This window comes from Azospirillum cavernae, assembly GCF_003590795.1.
GTDB lineage: Bacteria > Pseudomonadota > Alphaproteobacteria > Azospirillales > Azospirillaceae > Azospirillum > Azospirillum cavernae.
Genome location: NZ_QYUL01000003.1, coordinates 164,713 through 185,857, shown reverse-complemented (window position 1 = coordinate 185,857; position 21,145 = coordinate 164,713). Strand labels below are relative to the sequence as shown.

Annotated in this window: 22 protein-coding genes; 15 read left to right on the top strand and 7 right to left on the bottom strand. The window is 66.9% G+C overall.

Going from position 1 to position 21,145, the window contains the following annotated elements; genetic code table 11:
* Window positions 1–8: 8 nt before the first annotated feature.
* The 5 genes from D3877_RS20805 (at window position 9) to D3877_RS20785 (ending at window position 3,003) form a co-directional block, all read left to right on the top strand.
* Complete coding sequence (locus tag D3877_RS20805; protein ID WP_119832713.1) at window positions 9–563, top strand: RNA polymerase sigma factor; 555 nt, start codon at window positions 9–11, stop codon at window positions 561–563.
* On the top strand, window positions 560–988 hold the full coding sequence (locus D3877_RS20800) for a hypothetical protein (RefSeq protein WP_119832712.1): 429 nt from the start codon (window positions 560–562) through the stop codon (window positions 986–988). Before D3877_RS20805 ends, D3877_RS20800 begins: the two co-directional genes overlap by 4 nt.
* A complete protein-coding gene (locus D3877_RS20795; protein ID WP_119832711.1) occupies window positions 985–1,440 on the top strand; it encodes a periplasmic heavy metal sensor in 456 nt (151 codons plus the stop codon). Before D3877_RS20800 ends, D3877_RS20795 begins: the two co-directional genes overlap by 4 nt.
* Window positions 1,441–1,533: 93 nt before the next feature.
* A complete protein-coding gene (gene corA / locus D3877_RS20790) occupies window positions 1,534–2,553 on the top strand; it encodes a magnesium/cobalt transporter CorA (RefSeq protein ID WP_119832710.1) in 1,020 nt (339 codons plus the stop codon).
* A gap of 45 nt (window positions 2,554–2,598) precedes the next feature.
* Window positions 2,599–3,003 carry a hypothetical protein gene (locus tag D3877_RS20785; protein ID WP_119832709.1) on the top strand — a complete coding sequence of 135 codons (405 nt, stop codon included), beginning with the start codon at window positions 2,599–2,601 and terminating at the stop codon, window positions 3,001–3,003.
* Window positions 3,004–3,150: 147 nt separating this feature from the next.
* Here the strand turns inward: D3877_RS20785 and D3877_RS20780 are convergent, their stop codons facing one another.
* Window positions 3,151–4,272 carry a LysM peptidoglycan-binding domain-containing protein gene (locus D3877_RS20780; RefSeq protein ID WP_238475006.1) on the bottom strand — a complete coding sequence of 374 codons (1,122 nt, stop codon included), beginning with the start codon at window positions 4,270–4,272 and terminating at the stop codon, window positions 3,151–3,153.
* 355 nt (window positions 4,273–4,627) lie between these two features.
* Here D3877_RS20780 and D3877_RS20775 point away from each other — a divergent pair, with 355 nt between their 5' ends.
* Together D3877_RS20775 and D3877_RS20770 are read left to right on the top strand one after the other, a co-directional pair.
* On the top strand, window positions 4,628–6,724 hold the full coding sequence (locus D3877_RS20775; protein ID WP_119832707.1) for a methyl-accepting chemotaxis protein: 2,097 nt from the start codon (window positions 4,628–4,630) through the stop codon (window positions 6,722–6,724).
* A 93-nt stretch (window positions 6,725–6,817) separates the two neighbouring features.
* Complete coding sequence (locus tag D3877_RS20770; protein ID WP_119832706.1) at window positions 6,818–7,108, top strand: hypothetical protein; 291 nt, start codon at window positions 6,818–6,820, stop codon at window positions 7,106–7,108.
* A 51-nt stretch (window positions 7,109–7,159) separates the two neighbouring features.
* On the opposite strand, the gene D3877_RS20765 is transcribed toward D3877_RS20770, so the two are convergent.
* From D3877_RS20765 to D3877_RS20750, 4 genes are all read right to left on the bottom strand, one after another.
* Entirely contained in the window at window positions 7,160–7,666 is a 507-nt protein-coding gene (locus D3877_RS20765) for a copper chaperone PCu(A)C (protein WP_119832705.1), read from the bottom strand.
* Between the two features lie 80 nt (window positions 7,667–7,746).
* On the bottom strand, window positions 7,747–8,106 hold the full coding sequence (locus D3877_RS20760; RefSeq protein WP_238475005.1) for a DUF2946 family protein: 360 nt from the start codon (window positions 8,104–8,106) through the stop codon (window positions 7,747–7,749).
* Between the two features lie 128 nt (window positions 8,107–8,234).
* Entirely contained in the window at window positions 8,235–9,119 is an 885-nt protein-coding gene (locus D3877_RS20755) for a c-type cytochrome (protein ID WP_119832703.1), read from the bottom strand.
* Between the two features lie 6 nt (window positions 9,120–9,125).
* Window positions 9,126–9,602, bottom strand: a complete 477-nt coding sequence (locus D3877_RS20750; protein WP_119832702.1) for a c-type cytochrome — start codon at window positions 9,600–9,602, stop codon at window positions 9,126–9,128.
* A 161-nt stretch (window positions 9,603–9,763) separates the two neighbouring features.
* Between D3877_RS20750 and D3877_RS20745 the strand changes: the two genes are divergently transcribed.
* The 6 genes from D3877_RS20745 (at window position 9,764) to D3877_RS20720 (ending at window position 15,619) form a co-directional block, all read left to right on the top strand.
* Window positions 9,764–10,348, top strand: a complete 585-nt coding sequence (locus tag D3877_RS20745; RefSeq protein ID WP_119832701.1) for an LOG family protein — start codon at window positions 9,764–9,766, stop codon at window positions 10,346–10,348.
* A gap of 126 nt (window positions 10,349–10,474) precedes the next feature.
* A complete protein-coding gene (locus D3877_RS20740; RefSeq protein WP_119832700.1) occupies window positions 10,475–11,983 on the top strand; it encodes a replicative DNA helicase in 1,509 nt (502 codons plus the stop codon).
* Window positions 11,976–13,091 carry an alanine racemase gene (gene alr, locus D3877_RS20735; protein ID WP_119832699.1) on the top strand — a complete coding sequence of 372 codons (1,116 nt, stop codon included), beginning with the start codon at window positions 11,976–11,978 and terminating at the stop codon, window positions 13,089–13,091. The genes D3877_RS20740 and alr overlap by 8 nt, the downstream gene beginning before the upstream one ends.
* 56 nt (window positions 13,092–13,147) lie before the next feature.
* Window positions 13,148–13,924, top strand: a complete 777-nt coding sequence (locus D3877_RS20730; RefSeq protein ID WP_119833122.1) for an MlaE family ABC transporter permease — start codon at window positions 13,148–13,150, stop codon at window positions 13,922–13,924.
* Between the two features lie 11 nt (window positions 13,925–13,935).
* Window positions 13,936–14,745 (top strand): ABC transporter ATP-binding protein, encoded by an 810-nt coding sequence (locus D3877_RS20725; protein WP_119833121.1) that lies wholly within the window; start codon window positions 13,936–13,938, stop codon window positions 14,743–14,745.
* 106 nt (window positions 14,746–14,851) lie between these two features.
* Complete coding sequence (locus D3877_RS20720; protein ID WP_147395246.1) at window positions 14,852–15,619, top strand: substrate-binding periplasmic protein; 768 nt, start codon at window positions 14,852–14,854, stop codon at window positions 15,617–15,619.
* 46 nt (window positions 15,620–15,665) lie between these two features.
* Here D3877_RS20720 and D3877_RS20715 read toward each other — a convergent pair whose 3' ends face one another.
* Window positions 15,666–16,712 carry a GMP reductase gene (locus D3877_RS20715; protein ID WP_119832697.1) on the bottom strand — a complete coding sequence of 349 codons (1,047 nt, stop codon included), beginning with the start codon at window positions 16,710–16,712 and terminating at the stop codon, window positions 15,666–15,668.
* 209 nt (window positions 16,713–16,921) lie between these two features.
* On the opposite strand from D3877_RS20715, the gene D3877_RS20710 reads away from it, so the two are divergent.
* The gene (locus tag D3877_RS20710; RefSeq protein ID WP_119832696.1) at window positions 16,922–17,596 is read left to right on the top strand and encodes a dienelactone hydrolase family protein; all 675 of its coding nucleotides are present in this window, start codon (window positions 16,922–16,924) and stop codon (window positions 17,594–17,596) included.
* A gap of 19 nt (window positions 17,597–17,615) precedes the next feature.
* Here D3877_RS20710 and D3877_RS20705 read toward each other — a convergent pair whose 3' ends face one another.
* Window positions 17,616–18,434, bottom strand: a complete 819-nt coding sequence (locus D3877_RS20705; RefSeq protein WP_119832695.1) for a DeoR family transcriptional regulator — start codon at window positions 18,432–18,434, stop codon at window positions 17,616–17,618.
* A gap of 393 nt (window positions 18,435–18,827) precedes the next feature.
* On the opposite strand from D3877_RS20705, the gene D3877_RS20700 reads away from it, so the two are divergent.
* Window positions 18,828–21,008, top strand: a complete 2,181-nt coding sequence (locus D3877_RS20700) for a methyl-accepting chemotaxis protein (protein WP_119832694.1) — start codon at window positions 18,828–18,830, stop codon at window positions 21,006–21,008.
* The last annotated feature ends 137 nt before the right edge of the window (window positions 21,009–21,145 follow it).

The following is a 21,145-nucleotide window of genomic DNA, read 5'->3' as shown; positions in this document are numbered from 1 at the left end:
GCGCAGCGATGACCGGCACGGAGGACAGCGACGACGCGCTGATGGCGCGGGTAGCGGGCGGCGACGCCGACGCCTTCGACCGGCTAGCCGCGCGCCACATGCGGCGCGCCGTGGCGCTGGCCCAGCGTTTGACCGGCAACCCGTCCGACGCCGACGACATCGCGCAGGAGGCGTTTTTGCGCGTCTGGCGGCACGCCGCGCGGTGGGACGGGGCGCGGGCGGCGTTCGGGACGTGGCTCTACCGCATCATCGTCAATCTGGCCATCGACCGGGGCCGCCGTCCGGGCTGGTCGCCGCTGGACGACGCCGAGGCGATCCCCGACGGCGCGCCCGACGCGCTGGACCGCATCGCCGAACGGCAGACCGCCGCCCAGGTCAACCGGGCGCTGGACGCCCTGCCCGACCGCCAGCGCGCCGCCGTGGTGCTGTTTCACCAGGACGGGCTGAGCCAAAGACAGGCCGCCGACGTTCTGGGACTGGGCGAAAGCGCCTTCGCCTCGCTGCTGGCGCGGGCGCGGGCCGCGTTGAAAACGGCGCTGAGCGCCGGGAGGGAGCCGTCATGATCGAAAGCCAATTCCTCCGCCATCTTGCCGATTTCGGGGCCGACCCCACGCGCTGGCCGCCGGAATTGCGCGCGGAGGCCGAACGGGCGCTGGCCGTCTCCCCCCGCCTGCGCGCCGCGCGGCGAGAGGCCGAGGCGTTCGACCGGCTGTTGAGCGGCGCGGCACCGCAGATCGACGAGGCCCGCGTCGCCCGCCTGTTGAGCCGCGTCGCGCAGACCGCGCGGGCGACGCCGCAGGACACGCTGATGGTTCTGCTGCTGGGCCGCACGCCGCGCTGGACGGCGGCGGCGCTCTGCGTCGCCCTGGTCACGCTCGGCTGGTTGGCGGGGAACCAGCTTGCCGCCCCGGCCAGCCTGCCGCGCGGACAGGCAGTCGCCCTGTTGAGCGACGACGTGACCACCCTGTTCGATGGAGATTCCCGATGAACGGCCTCGCCGCCTTCCGCTTGCCGTCCTTCGTCAGTCTGCGCGCGCTGGCTCTGCTGTCCGTCGCCCTCAACCTGTTTTTGGGCGCGATGCTGCTCGCCAGCCGTCACCCGCCGGGGCCGCCGCCCTACCGCCCGATGCCCGACCGCTTCGTCGAGCGGATCGCCCCCAATCTGTCGGACGGCGACGCCGCCCGCCTGCGCGCCGCCTTCGAGCCGCAACGCGCCCGCTTCGCCGCCCTGAGCGAGGAGTACCGCGTCGCCGGGCAAGCGGTGCGCGCGCTGTTGGAAAGCGCTCCCTTCGACCCGCAAGCCCTGCGCGCCGCCGCCGAGGCCGCCCGCGCCAAGCGCCGCCTCATCAGCGAACTGACCGAAGAAACCGTGTTCGCCACCCTGCCCGACCTGTCGCAAGCGGGCCGCGTCCGCCTGATCGGCTCCGGTCGGGGATTCTAAAGACGCCCGACGCGGCGTGGAGCGGCCTGGCCGAACGTGCTATAGGACCGGATCTGATCGCACCGTCCCTCTTGCGCAACGGCCTTTCCCTCCATGCTGGCCCAACCAACGCCCGACACGTCCCGCCTCTCCGCGCCGAGCGAACCTGGAATCGTCGCCAGCGTCGCCTATTGCGACGGGCGGCGCGTCGCCGACATCCCGGTGGGCGAGGCCGGGGCCTGGGCCGCCAAGCCCGATCATTTCGTCTGGATCGGCCTGTGGGAGCCGGACGAGCCGCTGTTGATGGACATCAAACAGCAGTTCGGCCTGCATGAGTTGGCGGTGGAGGACGCGCTCCACGCCCACCAGCGGCCCAAGCTGGAGGTGTATGGCGACAGCCTGTTCATGGTGCTGCGCACGGCGCGGCTGGACGGCGAAAGCCTGATTCTGGGCGAAACCCATCTCTTCACCGGCAAGGGCTATGTCGTCACCGTGCGGCACGGCCCCTCGACCACCTATTCGCCGGTGCGGGCGCGCTGCGAAGCCGCGCCCCCCCTGTTGAAGCATGGCGAGGATTTCGTCGTCTACGCCGTGATGGATTACGTCGTCGATTGCTATTTCCCCGTGCTCGACCAGATGGCCGGGAAGGTCGAGGAGCTGGAATCCCACCTGATGCGCCAGCCCCCCGGCACGGCGGAGATCGAGCGGATCCACCAGTTGCGCCGTGATCTGGAGCGGCTGCGCCGCGCCGCCTCCCCCCTGTTGGAGGTGTGTTCGCGGTTGGAGCGTTTCGATTTGCCGATGATCGACGCCGACATCCGGCCCTATTACCGCGACGTCCACGACCATGTGATCCGCGTCAACGAACAGATCGGCTCGTTGCGCGAGATTTTGTCCTTCGCCTTTGAAACCAGCATGATCGTCGCCGCCGCCCGCCAGAACGACGTGACGCGCAAGCTCGCCGCCTGGGCCGCCATCCTCGCCGTGCCGACCGCCATCGCCGGAATCTATGGGATGAATTTCGAGGTGATGCCGGAGTTGCATTGGCGCTTCGGCTATCCGGCGGCCCTGTCGGTGATCGCGGTGGTTTGCGGCGGGCTGTTCGTCCGCTTCAAGCGGATCGGCTGGTTGTGAGCGTTTTTTCCGTCCTTCCCCGCGTTGACCAACAAGGTTGATCCAATGACCACGCCCGCCACCCCCGACGCGCTGCGCGCGCTGCTCGACTCCTATCTGCGCTGCCCGCTGGAACAGGCGCGCGCCGAACTGGAGCAGGCGACGCGCGCCTATCAGGCCGACTGGATCCGCGCCCGCGCCGGGGCCGACGCGCCGCCCTTGCCCGCGCCGCCCGCCGCCGCCCGCCCGGCGGCCCGCCCGAAATTCCCCATCGCCGCCGCCGACGTGGCGACCTTGCAAAAGCTGGCCGACGGCTGGACCGCCACCACCGCCGACGTCAGCCGCTGGGCCTGGTTCGAGGACCGCGAATTGGTGACGCTGGAGCCGAACCCGGCGGGAAGCGGTCCGGAGCTGTTGCGCCTGACCCCCGCCGGTTGGGCGGCGGCGGGGCGCGTTCCGCCGGTTGGCTGACGGCGTCTTGCCCCCTCCCCGGCCCTCCCCCGCTGATGCGGGAGAGGGAGTCAGGAGCTTGGTCGGCGCTCGGCGGCAGTTCCCTCTCCCGCGTGAGCGGGGGAGGGTTAGGGAGGGGGCAAGGCGCGCGCCGAACCCTAACCCCACCTACGGACTGGGCGCCGGTTCCCCCGGCGGCACCGTGAAGATCTGACCCGGATAGATCAGGTCCGGGTTGCGGATCTGGTCGCGGTTGGCGGCGTAGATCGTCGTGTAGAGCATGCCGTCGCCCAAGGTCCGCCGGGCCAGCCGCCACAGGCTGTTGCCCGGCTGAACCACCACGTTGCGCCCGTCGGTCATGTCGGCGGGCAGGGCCGAGACCTGGACCGGCAATTCGGCCCGCGCCACCACCTTTCCGGCCTCGCTCACCTCGTCGGCCCGCAGGGTGTAAATTCCGGGGTCGATCAGCTTGTCGGGCGTCAGCCGCCAATGGCCTTGCGGGTCGGTGTGGGCGCGGCCCACCAGGATGTTGTCGAGGTAGAGCTGAACGTCGCTGTTCGGCCCAGCCCGCCCGCCCAGCGCCACCCGCCCGACCGGGTCGTAATCCATCGTTTCGACCGACACGCCGCCCGGCGGGGCCGGGGGAGCGCTTGGCGCGGCGGCGGGCTTGCCGTCGGCTTTCGGCGCGAGTGCCGCCGCCCCTTGCGGGGCCTGCAACAGCGAACTGCCGCCGCTGTCCGTCCCGGCGGCCAGCCCGGCGCGCGGCACCGCCACCGCCAAGGCCGTCGCCGCCGGGGGCAAAAGTGAAGGCGCGGCGGGTGTGGATGCGGGCGCGGGCTTCGCCGATCCCGGCGGCGGATCGGGCGCCATCACGACGACGACCTTGTCGGACAACACCGGCTCGCTCGCCCCCGGACGGATCTCGCTCACGCCCAATTCATGGGCGCCGGGGGCCAGCGGCTTTCCGGGCAGCATCACCCATTCGCCGCGCCCGTCCGCCGTCACCGTGCCGACGGGCGATTCGCCGTCGCGAACCACCACGGTTGCGCCGGGGACCGCCCGCCCGGCCAACACCGCCTCGCCATCCGGGGCGATCCGCACCACGTCGAAACGCGGCGTCGTCACCGGCGGGGGCGGCGACGGCCGCGCGGGCAAGGGCGTCGCCTGTTTCAACGGCGGCGGCGCGACCGGACGCCCCGGCTCCGCCGACCCGGCCAGCCACAGGCCATACAAAACGACCCCGGTCAGCAGGATCACGGCAAGACTGCGGAAAAACGCGTTTCGCTTCACCAGAACACCCGATCTGACGCGCGATCCGACGCGCGGCGCCACCCCAACCGGCCCCATCAACCGGCGAAGCTTGAATATCACGAACGGGAGGACGCCGACAAACGGCGGGAAAAGGATTCGGATTTACACTCCGGCCCGCAGCCGCACAATCGCCGCCCCATGCGACGCTCTGCGCGTCAAAGGCAAGTGGCGCTCCAAATCCTCCCCCTCAAAAACATGTTTAGATTGTTTTTCTTGCGATTGACCTGGGGCGACTCCGGATTGATGCGGCTTGCAAACTCGCGATAATCTCTGGAAAATTCCAATAATGAGTCACGATCTCAGGCGCTTCCTCTAATTGAATAAGAGAGTGGTCATGCACCGTTCCGTGAATGCGCTGGTGTTGTCGCTGTTTGGCGCGGTGGTTCTCGGTCTGCTGCTGGCCGTCACCGTTCGTCTGATCAGCGCCTGGGACGCCAGCAACACGGCGGAAACCACTCGCGCCCTGGCCAAAGCGGATCAAACATTGTTCTCAACGTTGCTGTTTTTGCGGACGCAGCGCGGCGATGGACAAACAGCCATCCTGACTTTGGAGGATCCGAGGGCCAAGCTGGAGGAAGCCCGACAAAATTCTCGAGAAAGGGCGGCGACCGTCATCAAAACTCTCAGCCGCGATCACGTTGATCTTGGCCAGGAAGAAAAATACGTCAAAGAATTCTCAATCCGGTGGGACAGAGCCGACAAAGATTTTGAACAGTTGTTCACCGAAGGGGCGAAACCCCGCGCGCAACGCGACCTGAAACGGATTGAGGGTTGGTACAAGAGCATGGAGGAGGTGCTCGACACGATCGCGACCCTGTCGACCGTGATCTCGAACGCCGTGCGGATGACCGACCCGGTGATCGCCGAATTGGTTCAGGCGCGCCGCACGGCTTGGCAGGTGCGCGATCATTATGGACGTCAATGCTCGCTCCTCCGCCCCAACGTGAACAGCGCGAAACCGCTGGATGAAAAGCAAAAGCTTGCGATGGCGGAATTCCGGGCCGGGGCGCAGGTGGGCTGGTTGACGCTGGATGACTTGCTGGCGCGGACGGGCGTCAGCCCAATCGTCATCAAGGCGGCGGGCGAGGCGCGAAGCGCGTTTGACTCCGCCATGCGCCGTATTGACGAGACGGTGGCCCGCTTGGACGGCGGCAGCCGACCAATCATGCCCCCTGCGGAATGGACCAGCCTGTGCCAAGCGCCTTTCGCCGCCATCGTTGGGATTGGCCTGAGCGCGCTGGACGAATCCGTGACGCGAACCGACGTGATTATTGGCGACGCCACCAAAAGTCTTCGGCTGAGCGCGGCCTTGCTGGCCGTCCTGATCGTGATGACGATCCTGTGCGTGATTGTGCTCCAACGCCGGTTTCACGCGCCGATCATCCAGCTTCTCAGCGGCATCCGCCGGTTGGCGTCGGGCGACTACGTCACCCCGATCAACCGCCTGCCGCACGATGACGAGTTCGGACAACTCGCCGCCGCGCTGGAATCCCTGCGCAGCGGCGCGCTGGAGGCGAAACGGCTCGCCTCCGAACAGGAAGCCCAACAGGCCGCCGAACTCGCCCGCGCCGGACGGGTGGACGCTCTGTGCCGGGGCTTTGACGGCATGGCGGACCGGGCGCTCGGCGCCTTGGGCGACGGCGCGTCGTCTTTGCGCGACACCGCCGTTCACATGCGGGGATTGGCCAAGGAGGCCAGCGACGAGGCCGGCGCCGTGGCGACCGCCGCTGAGCAGGCCACGTCCAACGTCCAAACGGTGGCGGCGGCGACCGAACAGCTCACCGCGTCGATCCACGAAATTTCCCAACGCGTTCAATCCAGCGCGATCACGGCTCGCGACGCGGTGGAACAGGCGACGAGGACCAACGCGACGGTGGAGGCGCTGAACAGCTCCGCCCAACGCATTGGCGAAGTGGTCAAACTCATTTCCTCCATCGCCAGCCAAACCAATCTGCTGGCGCTGAACGCCACCATCGAGGCCGCCCGCGCGGGCGAGGCGGGCAAGGGTTTCGCCGTCGTCGCCCAGGAGGTGAAGAATCTGGCGACCCAAACGGCAAAAGCGACCGAAGAAATCACGCTGCAAGTGTCCGGCATTCAAGACACGACCGGCGACGCCGTGAACGCCATCCGTTTCATCAGCCGCTCCATCACCTCCATCGATGAAATGGCGTCGGCCATCGCCGCCGCCGTCCAGCAGCAGGGGGCGGCGACTCAGGAAATCGCGCGCAACGTGCAGCGAGCGGCGGAAGGCACCCAGCAAGTGACCGTCACCATCGGCGCGGTCGCCAACGTCAGCCGCGACACCGGCGTCGCCGCTGGGGGCGTGTTGGAGGATGTTGAACGCATGGTTGGCGACGTTGAAAGCCTGCGCCGTGACGTTGGCGCGTTCCTTGGCGATCTGCGGTCCGTGCAAGCCCCCATGGCCCAATAAAAAACATTGCGCCACATCAAAAGGATGGCGACGTCCCCCTGGGTTGGATTATGTCCTGGGGCCTTGCTCCAGCCACCGCGACCGCCGTCCATCATGCATGATCCCGAACACCACGACCCGCTGGGACGGCTTTCGCGCCCGCCGCCCGGTTGGGCCTTGTTCTGCCGCCTTCTGCCCGGCTTCGCCGCCGGGGCCTTTGGCGGCGGGCTGTTCGTGGCCTTGCTGCTGGCCTTCGACGTCGCCGGGTTGCGCACGCTGCTGCGCGCCGCCGAACGCCCGCCGCATTGGAGCCTGTTTTTGTCGATTCCGTTGCTGTTCGGTCTGCTGGGCGCGGTCATCGCCCCCAGCCTGAACCGCCCGGAAAGCCGGGGCGTCGATCAATAAGGCGCGGCGCGCGGCGATGTCCCACCGCCGCGCGCCGCGTTGTCGCCTGACTTATGGCTTCGCCGGAGCCTGATGCCCGGTGTGGCCCGCGCCGCCGCCATGGCTGGGCGCGGTTTCGCCCGCCCCTTGGACATCGACCTGCACGACGGTCGGCCCGGCCTTTTCAAAAACCAGGGTCAGGGGAAAGCTCTTGCCCTTGACCAGCGGTTGCTTCAGCCCAAGCAGCATGACGTGCAAGCCGCCGGGGGCCAGCGCGGTGGGGGAGCCGGGGGCGACCTCGATGGCGTTGACCGGGCGCATCTTCATGACGCCGTTGTCCATCAGATGGGTGTGCAGCTCCGCCTTCTCCGCCACCGGGGTGGAGGCCGACAGCAGGCGGTCCTCCTCTTTCCCGTTGGTGCTCAGCACGAAATAGGCCGCGCCGTTGGCGGCGGACGGCGCGGTGGCGCGCGACCAGGGGTGATCGATCTCAACCGCCCCTGCCTTGAAACCATGCGCCGAGGCGGCGCTCGCGCCCAACAGAACCAGGGTGGTGGCCAAACACAGCAAACGCGCCATTGTGAACTCTCCAAAATCAAGCATAACGGCGAAACCGGCCCGCGCCGGACGCCCACAATCCAAAATCGGCGAACGATGATTCAGCCGAAAAAGGGTGGCGCGCGCGCTTGGAGATTGTAGAGGAACCAGCCGGACGGACGGCGCGGCTCAAGCCCCGGCCCGCGATCCACGGCGTCGGCGCCCTGCGCCAACGCGAACAGGTCCGGCGGCGGCAAAGCCAAGCCGCCGATCAGCGGACAGAGCGGGCAAGCGTCGTCGCCCCCCGCCTTGCCCGAGGCGTCCAGGGCGCCGTCCAGGGAAACCGTCTTGAAGCCGTCCGGGGTGCAGACCAGGATCCCGCCGAACAACACCCCGTCGGCGGCGACCGCCGTCGGCATCCAGGCCCACAGCAGAATTTGCGCGAGCAGAGAAAACGTCCCGGCCCCCAGGCCGATCCGCATTCCCCGCCTCGCGCTGTTCCGCACCAGCCTCATGCCCTTGGGTCCGCCCGCCTTGCGTCGATCCAACGATCCCGCAAGATAGCCCGCCCGCCGTCGGCGATACGAGCGGCATTTTCACGCAGAACCGCTCACTCCTTGGGCGGCACGGTCTTCAGATAGGCGATGATCGCCGCGCGGTCCTCCGCCGTCAGTTTGGAGGTGCTGTTGCGCACAACTTCACCCATCGCCCCGCCCGCCACGTCGCCGTCCGGCTTCAACCCCAGCTCCAGCAGCATGCCAAGGTCGCCGTCCGACCATTTGCCAAGCCCTTTGGCCAAGTGGGCGGTGATGTTCGGCACCTTGTCGCCGTCCGGTCCGTCGGGGGTTCCGGCCAGATAGCGGCTCTGATCCAACCCGCCGAGCAGCGAGCGCGGCGTGTGGCATTCCCCGCAATGGCCCAGCGCGTCCACCAGATAGCGCCCGCGATTCCACGCCGCCGGTTTGCCGGGATCGTCGGCGACCGGACCCGGCGTCATGTACATCCATTGCCAACCCGGCACCAGGAAGCGCCAGGAAAAGGGCGGCGACAAGTCGTGCGGCTTGTTGGCCACGGCCTGCGGCTTTTCCGCGAACAGATAGGCTTTCAGGTCCAGCAGATCGCGGTCGGTCATCCGCGTGTAGCTGGCGTAGGGAAAGGCCGGAAACAGCGCCGCGCCGTCTGGGCGCACGCCCTCGCGGAAGGCGCGGATGAAATCGGCGTCGCTCCACCGCCCGATGCCGTTGACCGGATCGGGCGTGATGTTGGGGGTGTGGAAGGTGCCGAACGGCGTGACCAACGCCCGCCCGCCGGTGAGCGGCGCGCCGCCCGCCTTCTCATTGGTGTGGCAGCCCAGGCAGCCCGCCGCCTGGAACAGATAACCGCCACGGGCGACCGCGTCGGCGTCCGCCGCCCACGCCCCGCCGCCCGCCACCAGGGCGAACGGCAGGACGAGCGGCAACGCCCGCGCCGTCAAGGACCAGGCCCGACGCCGCATGGCCGCTTACTGCTTCTTGACGCGGAAATCTTCGTGGCAGGTGCCGCAGGTCTTGGAGGTCGCCCCCAAAGCCTGGGCAATCTGCGCGCGGTCGCCGCCCTTGATCGCCTCGCCCAGCTTGACCGCCGCCGGTTGCACGGCCTTCCAACGCTCTTCGGCGACGCTCCAGCTTTGCCACAGCTCCGGCTTGGCGGCGCTTTCGCCCACGCCGACGGCGGTGCCGGGGACGAACACCGCCTTGGCGTCCATCTTGGCCACGGCCAGCACGGCCTCGGCCCCCTTGGCCGCGTCTTCCAGCGTGCCACCCTCGTTCTTGACGAACTTGGCGACGGCACCCATGCCGCCGCCCAGCTTCTTCATGGTCTGTTGGCGTTCCTTGACCATGTCCGCCGGGTCGGCGGCCCCGGCCATCCCGCCAAAGGCGGCGACGAGCAGAGCGGACAGGGAAGCGGCTGCAAGGGCGTTGACGACGCGGTTGTTCATGTGGTCCCTCCCGGTGATACCATGGCCAAAATGGGCCGGTCCCGGGATTGACGCCGGGGAGCGGCTGATTATTCCGTCCGTCCAACAAAGAAAATGTTCGCCGTCGGCGCGTCGTCAAGCGTCCGGTTCCGGCGGGCAGCGCCAAGAAAGGGTGTGATGCGATGAAGACCCTCTCCTCCGTCTGCGTCTATTGCGGGGCTTCAGCCCAGGTCGCCGACGTCCACAAAGAGGCCGCCCACGCGTTGGGCGACGGTCTGGCCCGCCGGGGCATCCGGCTGGTTTACGGCGGCGGGCGGGTCGGCTTGATGGGCATCGTCGCCGACGCCGCGCTGGCGGCGGGCGGCGAGGTCGTCGGCATCATCCCCGACCACATCCAATCGGCGGAAATCGAGCACACCGGCCTGACCGAGCTGCACGTCGTCGACAGCATGCACACCCGCAAACGGATGATGGTGGAAAAGTCCGACGCTTTCATCATCCTGCCCGGCGGCCTCGGCACGCTGGACGAAGCGTTCGAGGTGCTGACCTGGAAGCAGCTTCGCCTGCACGACAAGCCGATCATCATCGCCGACGTCGACGGCTATTGGCGGCCCCTGCTGGGGCTGATCGACCATATGGTCGCGCAGGGCTTCGCCCGCATCGACCGCAACCGGCTGTACCGCGTCGCCGACCAGATCGACAGCGTGTTCACCGCCCTGGAGGACGCCCCCGACCCGCGCAGTCCCGACCGCAGCCGCAAGCTGTAACCGGCTCCCGCGTCGGGCTTTCCCCGATGTTCACAGCCTGTGGGTAATTTTTATGCACAGGTTTTTCCCGAGACCGCCGCGCCCCGGCGCAGCGTTCTTGTTCCGTTTTCTGCTACAGTGTCCCGCATGAGCAACCAGACCTCCACGCTGTTCGACCCCCGCCCGCAGACCGGCGCCGCGAAGGCGACGCCGGAATACCGCACCCCTCCCAACAACGAGGAGGCGGAACAGGCGCTGCTGGGCGCCATCCTGGTCAACAACAAGGCCTATGAGAAGGTCGGCGAGTTCCTGCGCGCCGATCATTTCTACGACCCGGTCCACCAGCGCATTTTCGCGGCCATCGCCAAGATGATCGACCGGGGGCAGATCGCCAACCCGGTGACGCTGAAGTCGTTGTTCGACAACGACGCCGAACTCGCGGTCGAAGGCGGCAGCGCCTATTTGGCCGAATTGGCGGCGAACGTCGTCACCGTGGTCAACGCCGGAGATTACGGCAAGACCATCCATGATCTGTTCATCCGCCGCCAGTTGATCGAAGTCGGCACCGACATGGTGAACGAGGCGTACCGCCACGACCTCGACGTCACAGCGCTGGACCAGATCGGCGAGGCGGAAAAGCAACTGTTCGATCTGGCCTCGACCGGCGACGTCCAGGGCGGCTTCGTCGCCTTCGGCGAGTCGGTCAAACACGCCATCGCCACGGCGGAGGTGGCCTTCCGCCGCTCCAGCCACGTCACCGGCGTGACCACCGGCCTGATCGACATCGACCGCAAGCTGGGCGGCCTGCACCCGTCCGATCTGGTGATTCTCGCCGGACGCCCATCGATGGGCAAAACGGCGCTGGCCACCAACATCGCCTTCAACGCCGCCCGCGCGCACATGCGGTCGGGCGGACAAGAGGGCGGAGTCGTCGGCTTCTTCTCGCTGGAAATGTCCGCCGAACAGCTCGCCACCCGTATTTTGGCCGAAGTGGTCGAGGTTCCCGGCGACAAAATCCGCCGTGGCGAAATCCGCGACAGCGATTTCCCGAAATTCGTCCAGGCCAGCCAGGATCTGGCGCGCTGCCCCTTTTACGTGGACGACACCCCCGCCTTGTCGGTGTCCGCCGTGCGCACCCGCTGCCGCCGGTTGAAGCGCACCTCGGGCCTGAACATGGTGGTGGTCGATTACCTTCAGCTTTTGCGCGGTTCCTCCTCGCGCGGCAGCGAGAACCGGGTGCAGGAAATCTCGGAAATCACGCGCGGCCTGAAGGCCATCGCCAAGGAGCTTGAGGTTCCGGTCGTCGCCCTGTCGCAGCTCAGCCGCGCGGTGGAGTTGCGCGAGGACAAGCGGCCCCAGTTGGCCGACTTGCGCGAATCCGGCTCCATTGAGCAGGACGCCGACGTTGTGATGTTCGTTTTCCGCGAACAGTATTATCTTGAGCGCGCCGAACCGTCCCGACGGCCCGACGAGAGCGACGACAAGTTCAACGACCGTTACCAGCGCTGGCAGCAACGGCTTGGCGAGGTGCACAACACCGCCGAGGTCATCATCGCCAAACAGCGCCATGGTCCGATCGGAACCGTCCGTCTCTACTTCGACGGCCAGTTCACCAAGTTCGGCGACCTTGACCAACGCAATCAGGACGATGACTGATCTCAACCGGCGCGCTGCCGCCATCCTCACTGTGGACCTTGGCGCGGTGGTCGCCAACTGGACCCAGCTTCGCGACCGTGTGGCCCCCGCCGAGTGCGCGGCGGTGGTCAAGGCCGATGCCTATGGATTGGGGGCCGCTCATGTGGTCCCCGCCCTGCGCGCCGCCGGTTGCTCGACCTTCTTCGTCGCCCAGTTTGAGGAGGCGCTGGTCGTCCGCGCCGCCGCGCCCGACGCCCGCGTGTTGTCGCTGGGCGGCCTGCCCCAAGGCAGCGAGGCCGATTTCGTCGGCAACCGCATCTGGCCGGTGCTGAATCATTTGGGCGAGGTCGCCGCGTGGCGGCGCTTCGCCCACGCTCAGGGCAAGGCGCTGCCCGCCGCCATCCATCTCGACACCGGCATGAACCGTCTGGGTCTTGGTCCGGACGAGTTGGACGCGCTGGTCCGCGCGCCGGAATGGCTGGACGGCATCGACCTGCGTTGTTGGATGACGCATCTGGCCTGCGCCGACGAGATCGAGTCGCCGGTGTCGGCCCAGCAATTGGGCCGATTCCGCGCCGCGCTGGCCCAGTTGCCGACCGCCAAGGCCAGCTTCGCCAATTCGTCCGGCATTTTCCACGGCCCATCCTTTCACTTCGACCTCGCCCGGCCCGGCTGCGCGCTCTATGGCGTCAACCCGACCCCGCACACGGCCAACCCGATGCGGGGCGTGATGCGGCTGGACGCCCGGATCCTTCAGGTCCGTTCGATTGACAGTCCGGCGACCGTTGGCTACGGTGCGGCGCATCGCGTTGAAGGGCCGACCAAAATTGCCACCATCGCCGTGGGGTACGCCGACGGGTATCTGCGCTCGCTCAGCGGGCGCGGCCATGTGCATGTCGATGGCGTCGCCGCGCCCATCGTCGGGCGGATTTCGATGGATTTGATCACGGTGGACGTCAGCGGCCTGCCCGATCACGCCGCGCAGCCCGGCGGGTTGGTCGAGCTGATCGGGCCGAACCGCTTGGTCGACACCGTGGCGGCGGAAGCCGGAACCATCGGGTATGAGGTGCTGACGTCGCTCGGCCCCCGTTACCACCGGGTCTATTCCGACCCCTACGCGCCGCAGTGATTCGCCACCGTGATTCGCTCAACCATGATTTCCACGACAACGACACGGGCCGACTGATGGGTTTCCTTGCCGCCACCGGCCGGGCGTTCCTGGTCTTTCTTGAAGCGACCGGGCGTCTCGCCATGTTCACCGGAACGGCCCTGTCGCACTGCGTGCGTCCGCCCTTCTACCCCCGGCAGATTCTGCGCCAGATGATCGACATCGGCTTTTATTCGCTGCCGGTGGTCGGGTTGACGGCGCTGTTCACCGGCATGGTGCTGGCCCTGCAAAGCTACAGCGGCTTCTCCCGGTTCCAGGCCGAGGGCGCCATCGCCACGGTGGTCGCCCTGTCGATCACGCGCGAGTTGGGGCCGGTGCTGGGCGGTCTGATGGTGGCCGGGCGCATCGGCGCGGCGATGGCGGCGGAAATCGGCACCATGCGCGTGACCGAACAGATCGACGCGCTGTCCACCCTGTCCACCAACCCGTTCAAATATCTGATCGCGCCGCGCCTGATGGCCGGGCTGGCGATGCTGCCGCTGCTGGTGCTGGTCGCCGACATCATCGGCATCTTTGGCGGTTTCCTGGTCGGCGTTTACCGGCTGGATTTCAACGCCAGCAGCTACATCAGCCGCACTTGGGAGTTTTTGGAACCGCTGGACGTGATTTCCGGCCTGGTCAAGGCGGCGGTCTTCGGCTTCCTGATTTCGCTGATGGGCTGCTACCATGGCTACCATTCCAAGGGCGGCGCCCAGGGCGTGGGGGCGGCGACCACCAACGCGGTGGTGTCGGCCTCCATCATGATCCTGATTTCGAACTACCTCATCACCGGCCTGTTCTTCTCGACGAAATGAGCGCCCGCCCGATGCCTTCGCGATCCGACACCAACCGCACGCCGCCCAGCACGACCCCGAAGATCACTCTGAAGGGCGTGACCAAGCATTTTGGCCCGAAAAAGGTGCTGAACGGCATCGATTTGCAGGTCGGGACCGGCGAATCGCTGGTGGTGATCGGCGGGTCGGGCACCGGCAAATCGGTGATGCTGAAATGCATACTGGGCCTGTTGCATCCGGATTCAGGCTCGATCCGGGTGGATGACGCGGAAACCACCAAACTCAACCCACGCGACCGGGAAAAGCTTCAGCACAAATTCGGCATGCTGTTCCAGGGCGCCGCCCTGTTCGACAGCCTGCCGGTTTGGGAAAACGTCGCCTTCGGCCTGATTCAGGGCGAACACATGCCGCGCGCCCAAGCCAAGGAGATCGCCATCGCCAAGCTGGGCGCCGTCGGCCTGACGCCCGACGTGGCGGAGTTGTCGCCGTCGGAGCTGTCGGGCGGCATGCAAAAGCGCGTCGGTTTGGCCCGCGCCATCGCCGACGAGCCGGAAATCATCTTCTTCGACGAGCCGACCACCGGCCTGGATCCGATCATGGCCGACGTCATCAACGAGTTGATCGTCGAATGCGTGAAGGATCTGGGGGCGACCGCCGTCACCATCACCCACGACATGGCGTCCGCCCGCAAGATCGCCGACCGGGTGGCGATGATCCATCAGGGGCGCATCATCTGGACCGGCCACGCCAAGGACATCGACCAGTCCGGCAACCCCTACGTCGATCAATTTGTGAACGGTCGCGCCGACGGCCCGATCAAGATGCAGATCCGGGCGCTCTGAGGGGCGTCCGAAAACATCATCATTCTGTCATGCTTCCGCCCCCGACAGACGCGCAAACCCATGCTAACGTGTGGTCTTTCCGCTTCACGCCCGCCGGGGGTCGCCCATGCCGCTTCGCGCCGTCACCGCCGTTCGCCGCTCCGTTTTGACGCTGGCCGCTTTGGCCGCGCTGACGTTGCCCGCCGCAGCGCAGGACAAGATCGTCCACCTGACCTCCTTGGATTGGCCGCCCTTCAGCGGTGAAAGCCAAAAGGACAAGGGGGCCGCCGTCGCCGTGGTCCAGGCCGCCTTCGCCGCCGTCGGCTACAAGATCGACGTCGCTTTCTACCCGTGGAACCGCGCGGTGGCGCTGGCCAAGGATGGCGGCGATTTTCAGGGCTACTTCCCCGAATACGCCGGGGCCGATGTCGAAAAGGACTTCATCCTCTCCGCCCCGCTCGGCTCCAGCCCGCTGGGCTTCGCCGAACGCACGGCCTCGCCGGTGACGTGGAACGGCCTGGACGATCTGAAAAGCAAGAAAATCGGCGTCGTCGACGGCTACGTGAACACCGACGACCTCGACGCCCGCGTCGCCAAGGGCGAACTGCACGCCGACAAGGCCAACAGCGATCTGACCAATCTGAAAAAGCTGCTGGCTGAACGGATCGACATTGCGGTGATCGACCGCGCGGTGATGAACGACCTGATCCGCACCACGCCCCAGTTGAAGGAATCGGCGGACAAGCTGCGCTTCAACGGCAAGATCCTGGAAGACAAGACCCTGCACATCGCCTTCCGCAAGGACGCCAAGGGCGAGGCGATGGCCAAGGCCTTCGCCGAGGGGCTGGCGAAGATCGACGCCAAGGCCATCCTGTCCAGCGCGCTGGGAAGCTGACCATCACTCTTGCGGCGGGGGGCCACCCCGCCGCAGGGTTCCGCCCTCAGCCGCCGCCGAACACGGTGTTCAACTGCGCGCCGACGCGGACGAAGGTGGTGCGTTTGGGCACCTCCTTCAGCTTGGTGGCGCCGATGTAGGTCATCATGCTGCGCACGCCGCCCATGATCTCCTGCACCGTGCCTTCGATGGGGCCACGGTAAGGCACCTCGACCGTCTTGCCCTCCGACGCGCGGTAGGAGGCGACGCCGCCCGCGTATTTGTGCATCGCCGTGTCCGACGACATGCCGTAGAACACCATGGTGGCGGGAATCCGCTGACCGTCGCGCTCCTCATAACGGATGTCGCCCTCGCATTCGTCGTGCCCGGCCAGCATGCCGCCCAGCATGACGAAATCGGCCCCGGCGCCATAGGCCTTGGACAGGTCGCCCGGCACGGTGCAACCGCCGTCGCCGCACACCTGCCCTTTCAGGCCGTGGGCCGCGTCGGCGCATTCGATGATGGCCGAAAGCTGGGGATAGCCGACGCCGGTCATTTTGCGGGTGGTGCAGACCGATCCCGGCCCGATGCCGACCTTGACGATGTCGGCCCCGGCCAGCAACAGCGCCTCCGTCATGTCGCCGGTGACGACGTTTCCGGCCATGATGACGATGTCGGGGTTTTCCTCGCGCATGCGGGCCACCACCTCGACGAAGCGTTCGGTGTAGCCGTTGGCGACGTCGATGCACAGCTTGTCAACCGGGGCCTTGGCCTTCACCGCCTTGAACTTCTCGTGGTCGGCGTCGGTGATGCCCAGCGAATAAAAGACATTGCCGGATTCGTCGCCCTGGAAAAATTCGATCAGTTCCTCGGCCCGGTAATGCTTGTGCAAGGCGGTCATCGCGCCAAAGCGTGACAGCGTGCGCGCCACCGCCATGGTGCCGACCACGTCCATGTTGGCGGCGATCAGCGGAAAGCCGGTCCAGTCGCGTTGGTTGTGCAGAAAGGTGAAGGTCCGGTTCACATTGACGTCGTTGCGGCTTTGCAGGGTGCTGCGCTTGGGCCGGATCAGCACATCCTTAAAATCGAGCTTGAGGTCGCTTTCGATAATCACCGCTTGCCTGTCCTTGCCCGACCTGATCGGGCTGCCGGTTGAAAGAACCAAACCACAGGGAAGAGAGTGGTCGGCTGAAGCGGCTTCGGCAAGCCTGTTTGTGAACGGGGAGTCAGACGGGCCGCCCCATCTTTTTCCTGTCGCCGCAGCCGGTCGCCGACCAATATTCCCCACACGCGGCGACGCGGCGACCAGAAGAGAGCACGGGCATGAGCGAAAACGAACGCGGCTGGATCACCTTGCAGGCCGAGGACGGCCACCAATTCCGCGCCTATCACGCCCCAGCGCAAGGGACGGAGATCGGACGAATCGTCCTGGCCCCGGAGATTTTCGGAATCAACCATCACATCCGCGCGGTCTGCGACGGCTTCGCGGCGGATGGCTACCGCGTCATCGCCCCCGACCTGTTCGAGCGGGCCGAAGCGGCGGTCGAACTGCCCTATGACAAGGCGGGCATCGAGCGCGGAATCGCCCTGAAAGGCCACGTCGCCACCGAAGCCGCCTTGCTGGATCTCGCGGCGGCGCTCGCCGCTCTTGGTGGTGATGGCGCGGCGGCGGTGGTCGGCTATTGCTGGGGCGGCAGTCTGGCTTGGGCGGCGGCCTCGCGCCTGCCGCTGCGCGCCGCCGTCGCCTATTACGGCGGCGACATCGGCAACCATTTGGACGACGCGCCGCGCGTTCCCACCCTGCTGCATTTCGGCGAGCAGGACCACGCCATTCCGCTGGCGGTCGCGGACGGGGTGCAGGAGCGTCACCCGACGGCGGCGGTTCATCTCTACCCCGCCGGGCATGGCTTCAACTGCGACGAACGCGGCAGTTTTCACGCCGACAGCGCAACCCTGGCCCGGCTACGGACGCTCGGCCTGCTGCGCGCCGTGTTCTGAGGATTCTAAAGAGGCGGGTTCATTCCTCGAACCCGCCTTCCTCCCCGGCCCCCGCCGGGTCGGAACCGTCGGCGACATGGACTTGGCAGTCGGCGTTGGTCAACACCTCCATCAATTCGGGTGGCGGCAGGCGGTCGGTGAACAGGTCGTCCAACACGCGGACGTCGGCCATGCGGATCATCGCGTTGCGCCCGAACTTGGTGTGGTCCGTCACCAGAAAGACCCGGCGCGAGCTTTCGATGATGGCGCGGGCGACGCGGACCTCCTGCTCGTCGTAGTCCAGCAGGTCGCCTTCGCTGTCGATGCCGCTGATGCCGATGATGCCGATGTCCACCTTGTAGCGGCGGATGAACTCCACCGTCGCCTCGCCAATGATGCCGCCGTCGCGCTCGCGCACTTGGCCGCCGGCGATGGACAGGGCGAAGTTGGTGTTTTTGTGTAGAATGGTGGCGACGTTCAGGTTGTTGGTCAGCACGCGCAACCGCTTGTGGCTGAGCAACGCCTGGGCCACCGCCTCCGTCGTCGTGCCGATGTTGAGGAAGAGCGAGGCGTCTTCCGGCACATGGCGGGCGACCATCTCGGCGATGCGGCGCTTTTCCTCCGCCATCAGGGTCTGTCGGGTGGTGTAGGCGATGTTCTCCACGCTCGACGGCACGGTGACGCCGCCCCGAAACCGGCGCACCGCCGCCTGCCCGGCCAGATGTTCAATGTCGCGGCGGATGGTTTGCGGCGTGACGTCGAAATGTTCGGCCAGCCATTGGATTTGCACCATCCCCTTGGCGTGAACCAGGGCGACGATTTCTTGCTGACGGTGTTCGGCGTCAAGGCGCGCGTCCATAGGCTTGTCTCCGGCGGAATCGGCAAGGCGGGCGGCCGCAGTGAATCAGAGGCGCGGAATCGGTCAAAGCGAAAAACGCGACCATCACCGCGCTTTGTTTCGCGCTCCCGCCTGGTGGCGGGATAGGGCCTTTGCAACCGTATGCCCAAACTTGTTCGCCACACAAGCATGTTGCTTTACGAAAGCAAACGCTCATGATATGACAATCGCGAAACACAGCGCACGCAGGCTTGCCCTTAAGCGACTGCTCCGCCCCGCCGGGGTGGAACGGAACGGCTTCCGTCTGTTCGGGTTTCCCCCGTCTTATTGATCCGCCACCGCCAATGCACGCTGTCCAAACAACAGGGCGCCGCGCGTCCCCGTCACGCGCCGCCAGGCGTATAGGAGAAGAGCATGACCGCCGCGTCTGTCGCCGCGCCACAGCGTCCAACCGCAACCGGGTTGCGCATGGGCATCCAAGGCCGCCTGTTCCTGGCCTTTGGCGGGGTGGCGGTTTTGGCGGCCTTCGCCAGCGGCATGGCGTGGTGGTCGTTCGGGGTCATGGGCCAGTCGATGACGCAGATCGGGCGGCATGGCGTGCCCTCCATCGTGCAATCGCTGTCGCTGGCCAAGGAAAGCACGGCCATCGCCGCCAACGCGCCTTCGGTCGCCAACGCGAAGACCCCCGCCGAACTGAGCGAACGCCTCGGCGGTCTGACCCAGCGCTTGGACGGCTTGAAGGAGCGGATCAGCGCCTTGCAAGCCGCCGCCGGTCCCAGCGGCGGCGCGGATCTGTCCGCCGTCGCCGGGTTGGGCCAACGCATGGCCGCCAACATCGAAAAGCTCGGCAAGCTGACCGGCGACCGGCTGGCGATCGAGGGCAAACTCAGCGATCTGGTGTCCGAAGCGGTGATGTCGCACGAGGATTTCACCGATCTGGTCGCCCCGCTGCTGGAAGTGTCCACCCTGTCGGTCAAAAACGTCGTCAGCGATCTGGCGACCGCGCAGGGCGGAGATTCGGTGGCCACGCTCGCCAAGCGGTTGGCGGGCGAGGAGTTGCCGATCATCACCGCGCTGATGGGGGTTCAGGCGAACGGCAATCTGGCCTATGGCATGATCGCCGCCGCGTCCAGCGTGCCGAGCGGCCCGACGCTCGGCAGCATCCGGTCCAAATTTGATTGGGCCTTGCTGCGCGTGAACAACGCCATCGACAGCGTGCCAAAGGACAGCCAGGACCGTCCGGCGCTGGTCAAGGCGCGCGATGGGTTGGCGGTGTTCGGCAGCGGCCCGACCAGCGTCTTTCGCATTCGAAACGAACAGACCAGCGTTCTGACCGACATGGAAAGCACGCTGACCGAAACCCTGAACCTCGCCTCTGAACTGAGCCAGACCATTGAGCGCGTGGTCGCCAGCCAACAGGCGCTGGTCGAGGAGGATGTCGGCGCGTCGGAGGACGGCGTCAGCCACGCCATCGCCGTCCAGGCGGCCACCACCGCCGTGGTTCTGCTGTCCTCCGCGTTGATCGCCTGGTTCTACGTCCGCAACCGTTTGACCCAGCGCCTGTTGCGGGTGATCGCGGCGATGCGCGCGGTGGCGGCGGGCGACTTGACAATCGACGCCTCGGTCGGCGGGCGCGACGAGATCGCCGACATGGCCGAAACCGTCGGGATTTTCCGCGCCAAAAGCTTTGAAATCCAAGACCTTCACGCCCGCCAGGAAGGCATTCAGAAGCGGGCGGAGGAGGAACGGGCGCGCACCGTCACCGCCATCACGTCGAGCATCGAGGCCAGCGTGAAGGGCGCGACCACCACCATCGCCGCCACCTCGGCGGAGATGCGCAGCGCGTCGGAAGGCATGTCGGCGACCGCCGAACGGACCAGCGAGCAGATGGCTGCGGTGCGTGAAGCGGTGGCGGAAACGGCGATGAACGTGCAGACGGTGGCCTCCACCGCGACACAACTCTCGGCCTCCATCGCGGAAATCACCCGTCAGGTCAGCGACAGCAGCCAGATCGCGCGCGGCGCGGTGGACGAGGCCCGCCACACCAGCGAGCTGATGAACGCCCTGGCCGTCGCCGCGCAGAAGATCGGCGACGTCGTCGGCATGATCAACGCCATCGCCGGACAAACCAACCTGTTGGCCCTGAACGCCACCATCGAGGCCGCCCGCGCGGGCGAGGCCGGGCGCGGCTTCGCCGTGGTCGCCGAAGAGGTGCGCAACCTCGCCAGCCAGACCGCGAAAGCGACGGAGGACATCGCCCAACAGGTCGCCTCGGTGCGGACCACCACGCAGGGCGCGGTGTCGGCCATCGACGTGATTGGCCGCACCATCGGCAAGATCGACGAAATCACCGCCATCGTCGCCAGCGCGGTGGAGGAGCAGGTCGCCGCCACCAACGAAATCGCGCGCAGCATCAACCACGCGTCCGGCGCGGTGCAGAGCATTTCCGAAACCGTCGCGGTGGTCGGCGACGCGGTGAATCAAACCGGAAACGCCGCCGCCAAGGTGCTGAACGCAACACGCGCGCTTTCGCAACAATCCAGCGACCTGTCGCAGGACGTTGACCAATTGTTGACGCGAATCCGCGCCGCCTGATGAAGCGGTCCCGCCATCCCGCGACGCGACGCCCCGCGAAGCCCCCGTCTTCCGAGAGAAGAAGGGGGCTTTTTCTTGTGCGATTCAACGCATTGCCAATGGCCTACCACCAACGGCGGGGCGTTGGCGCGGCGCGC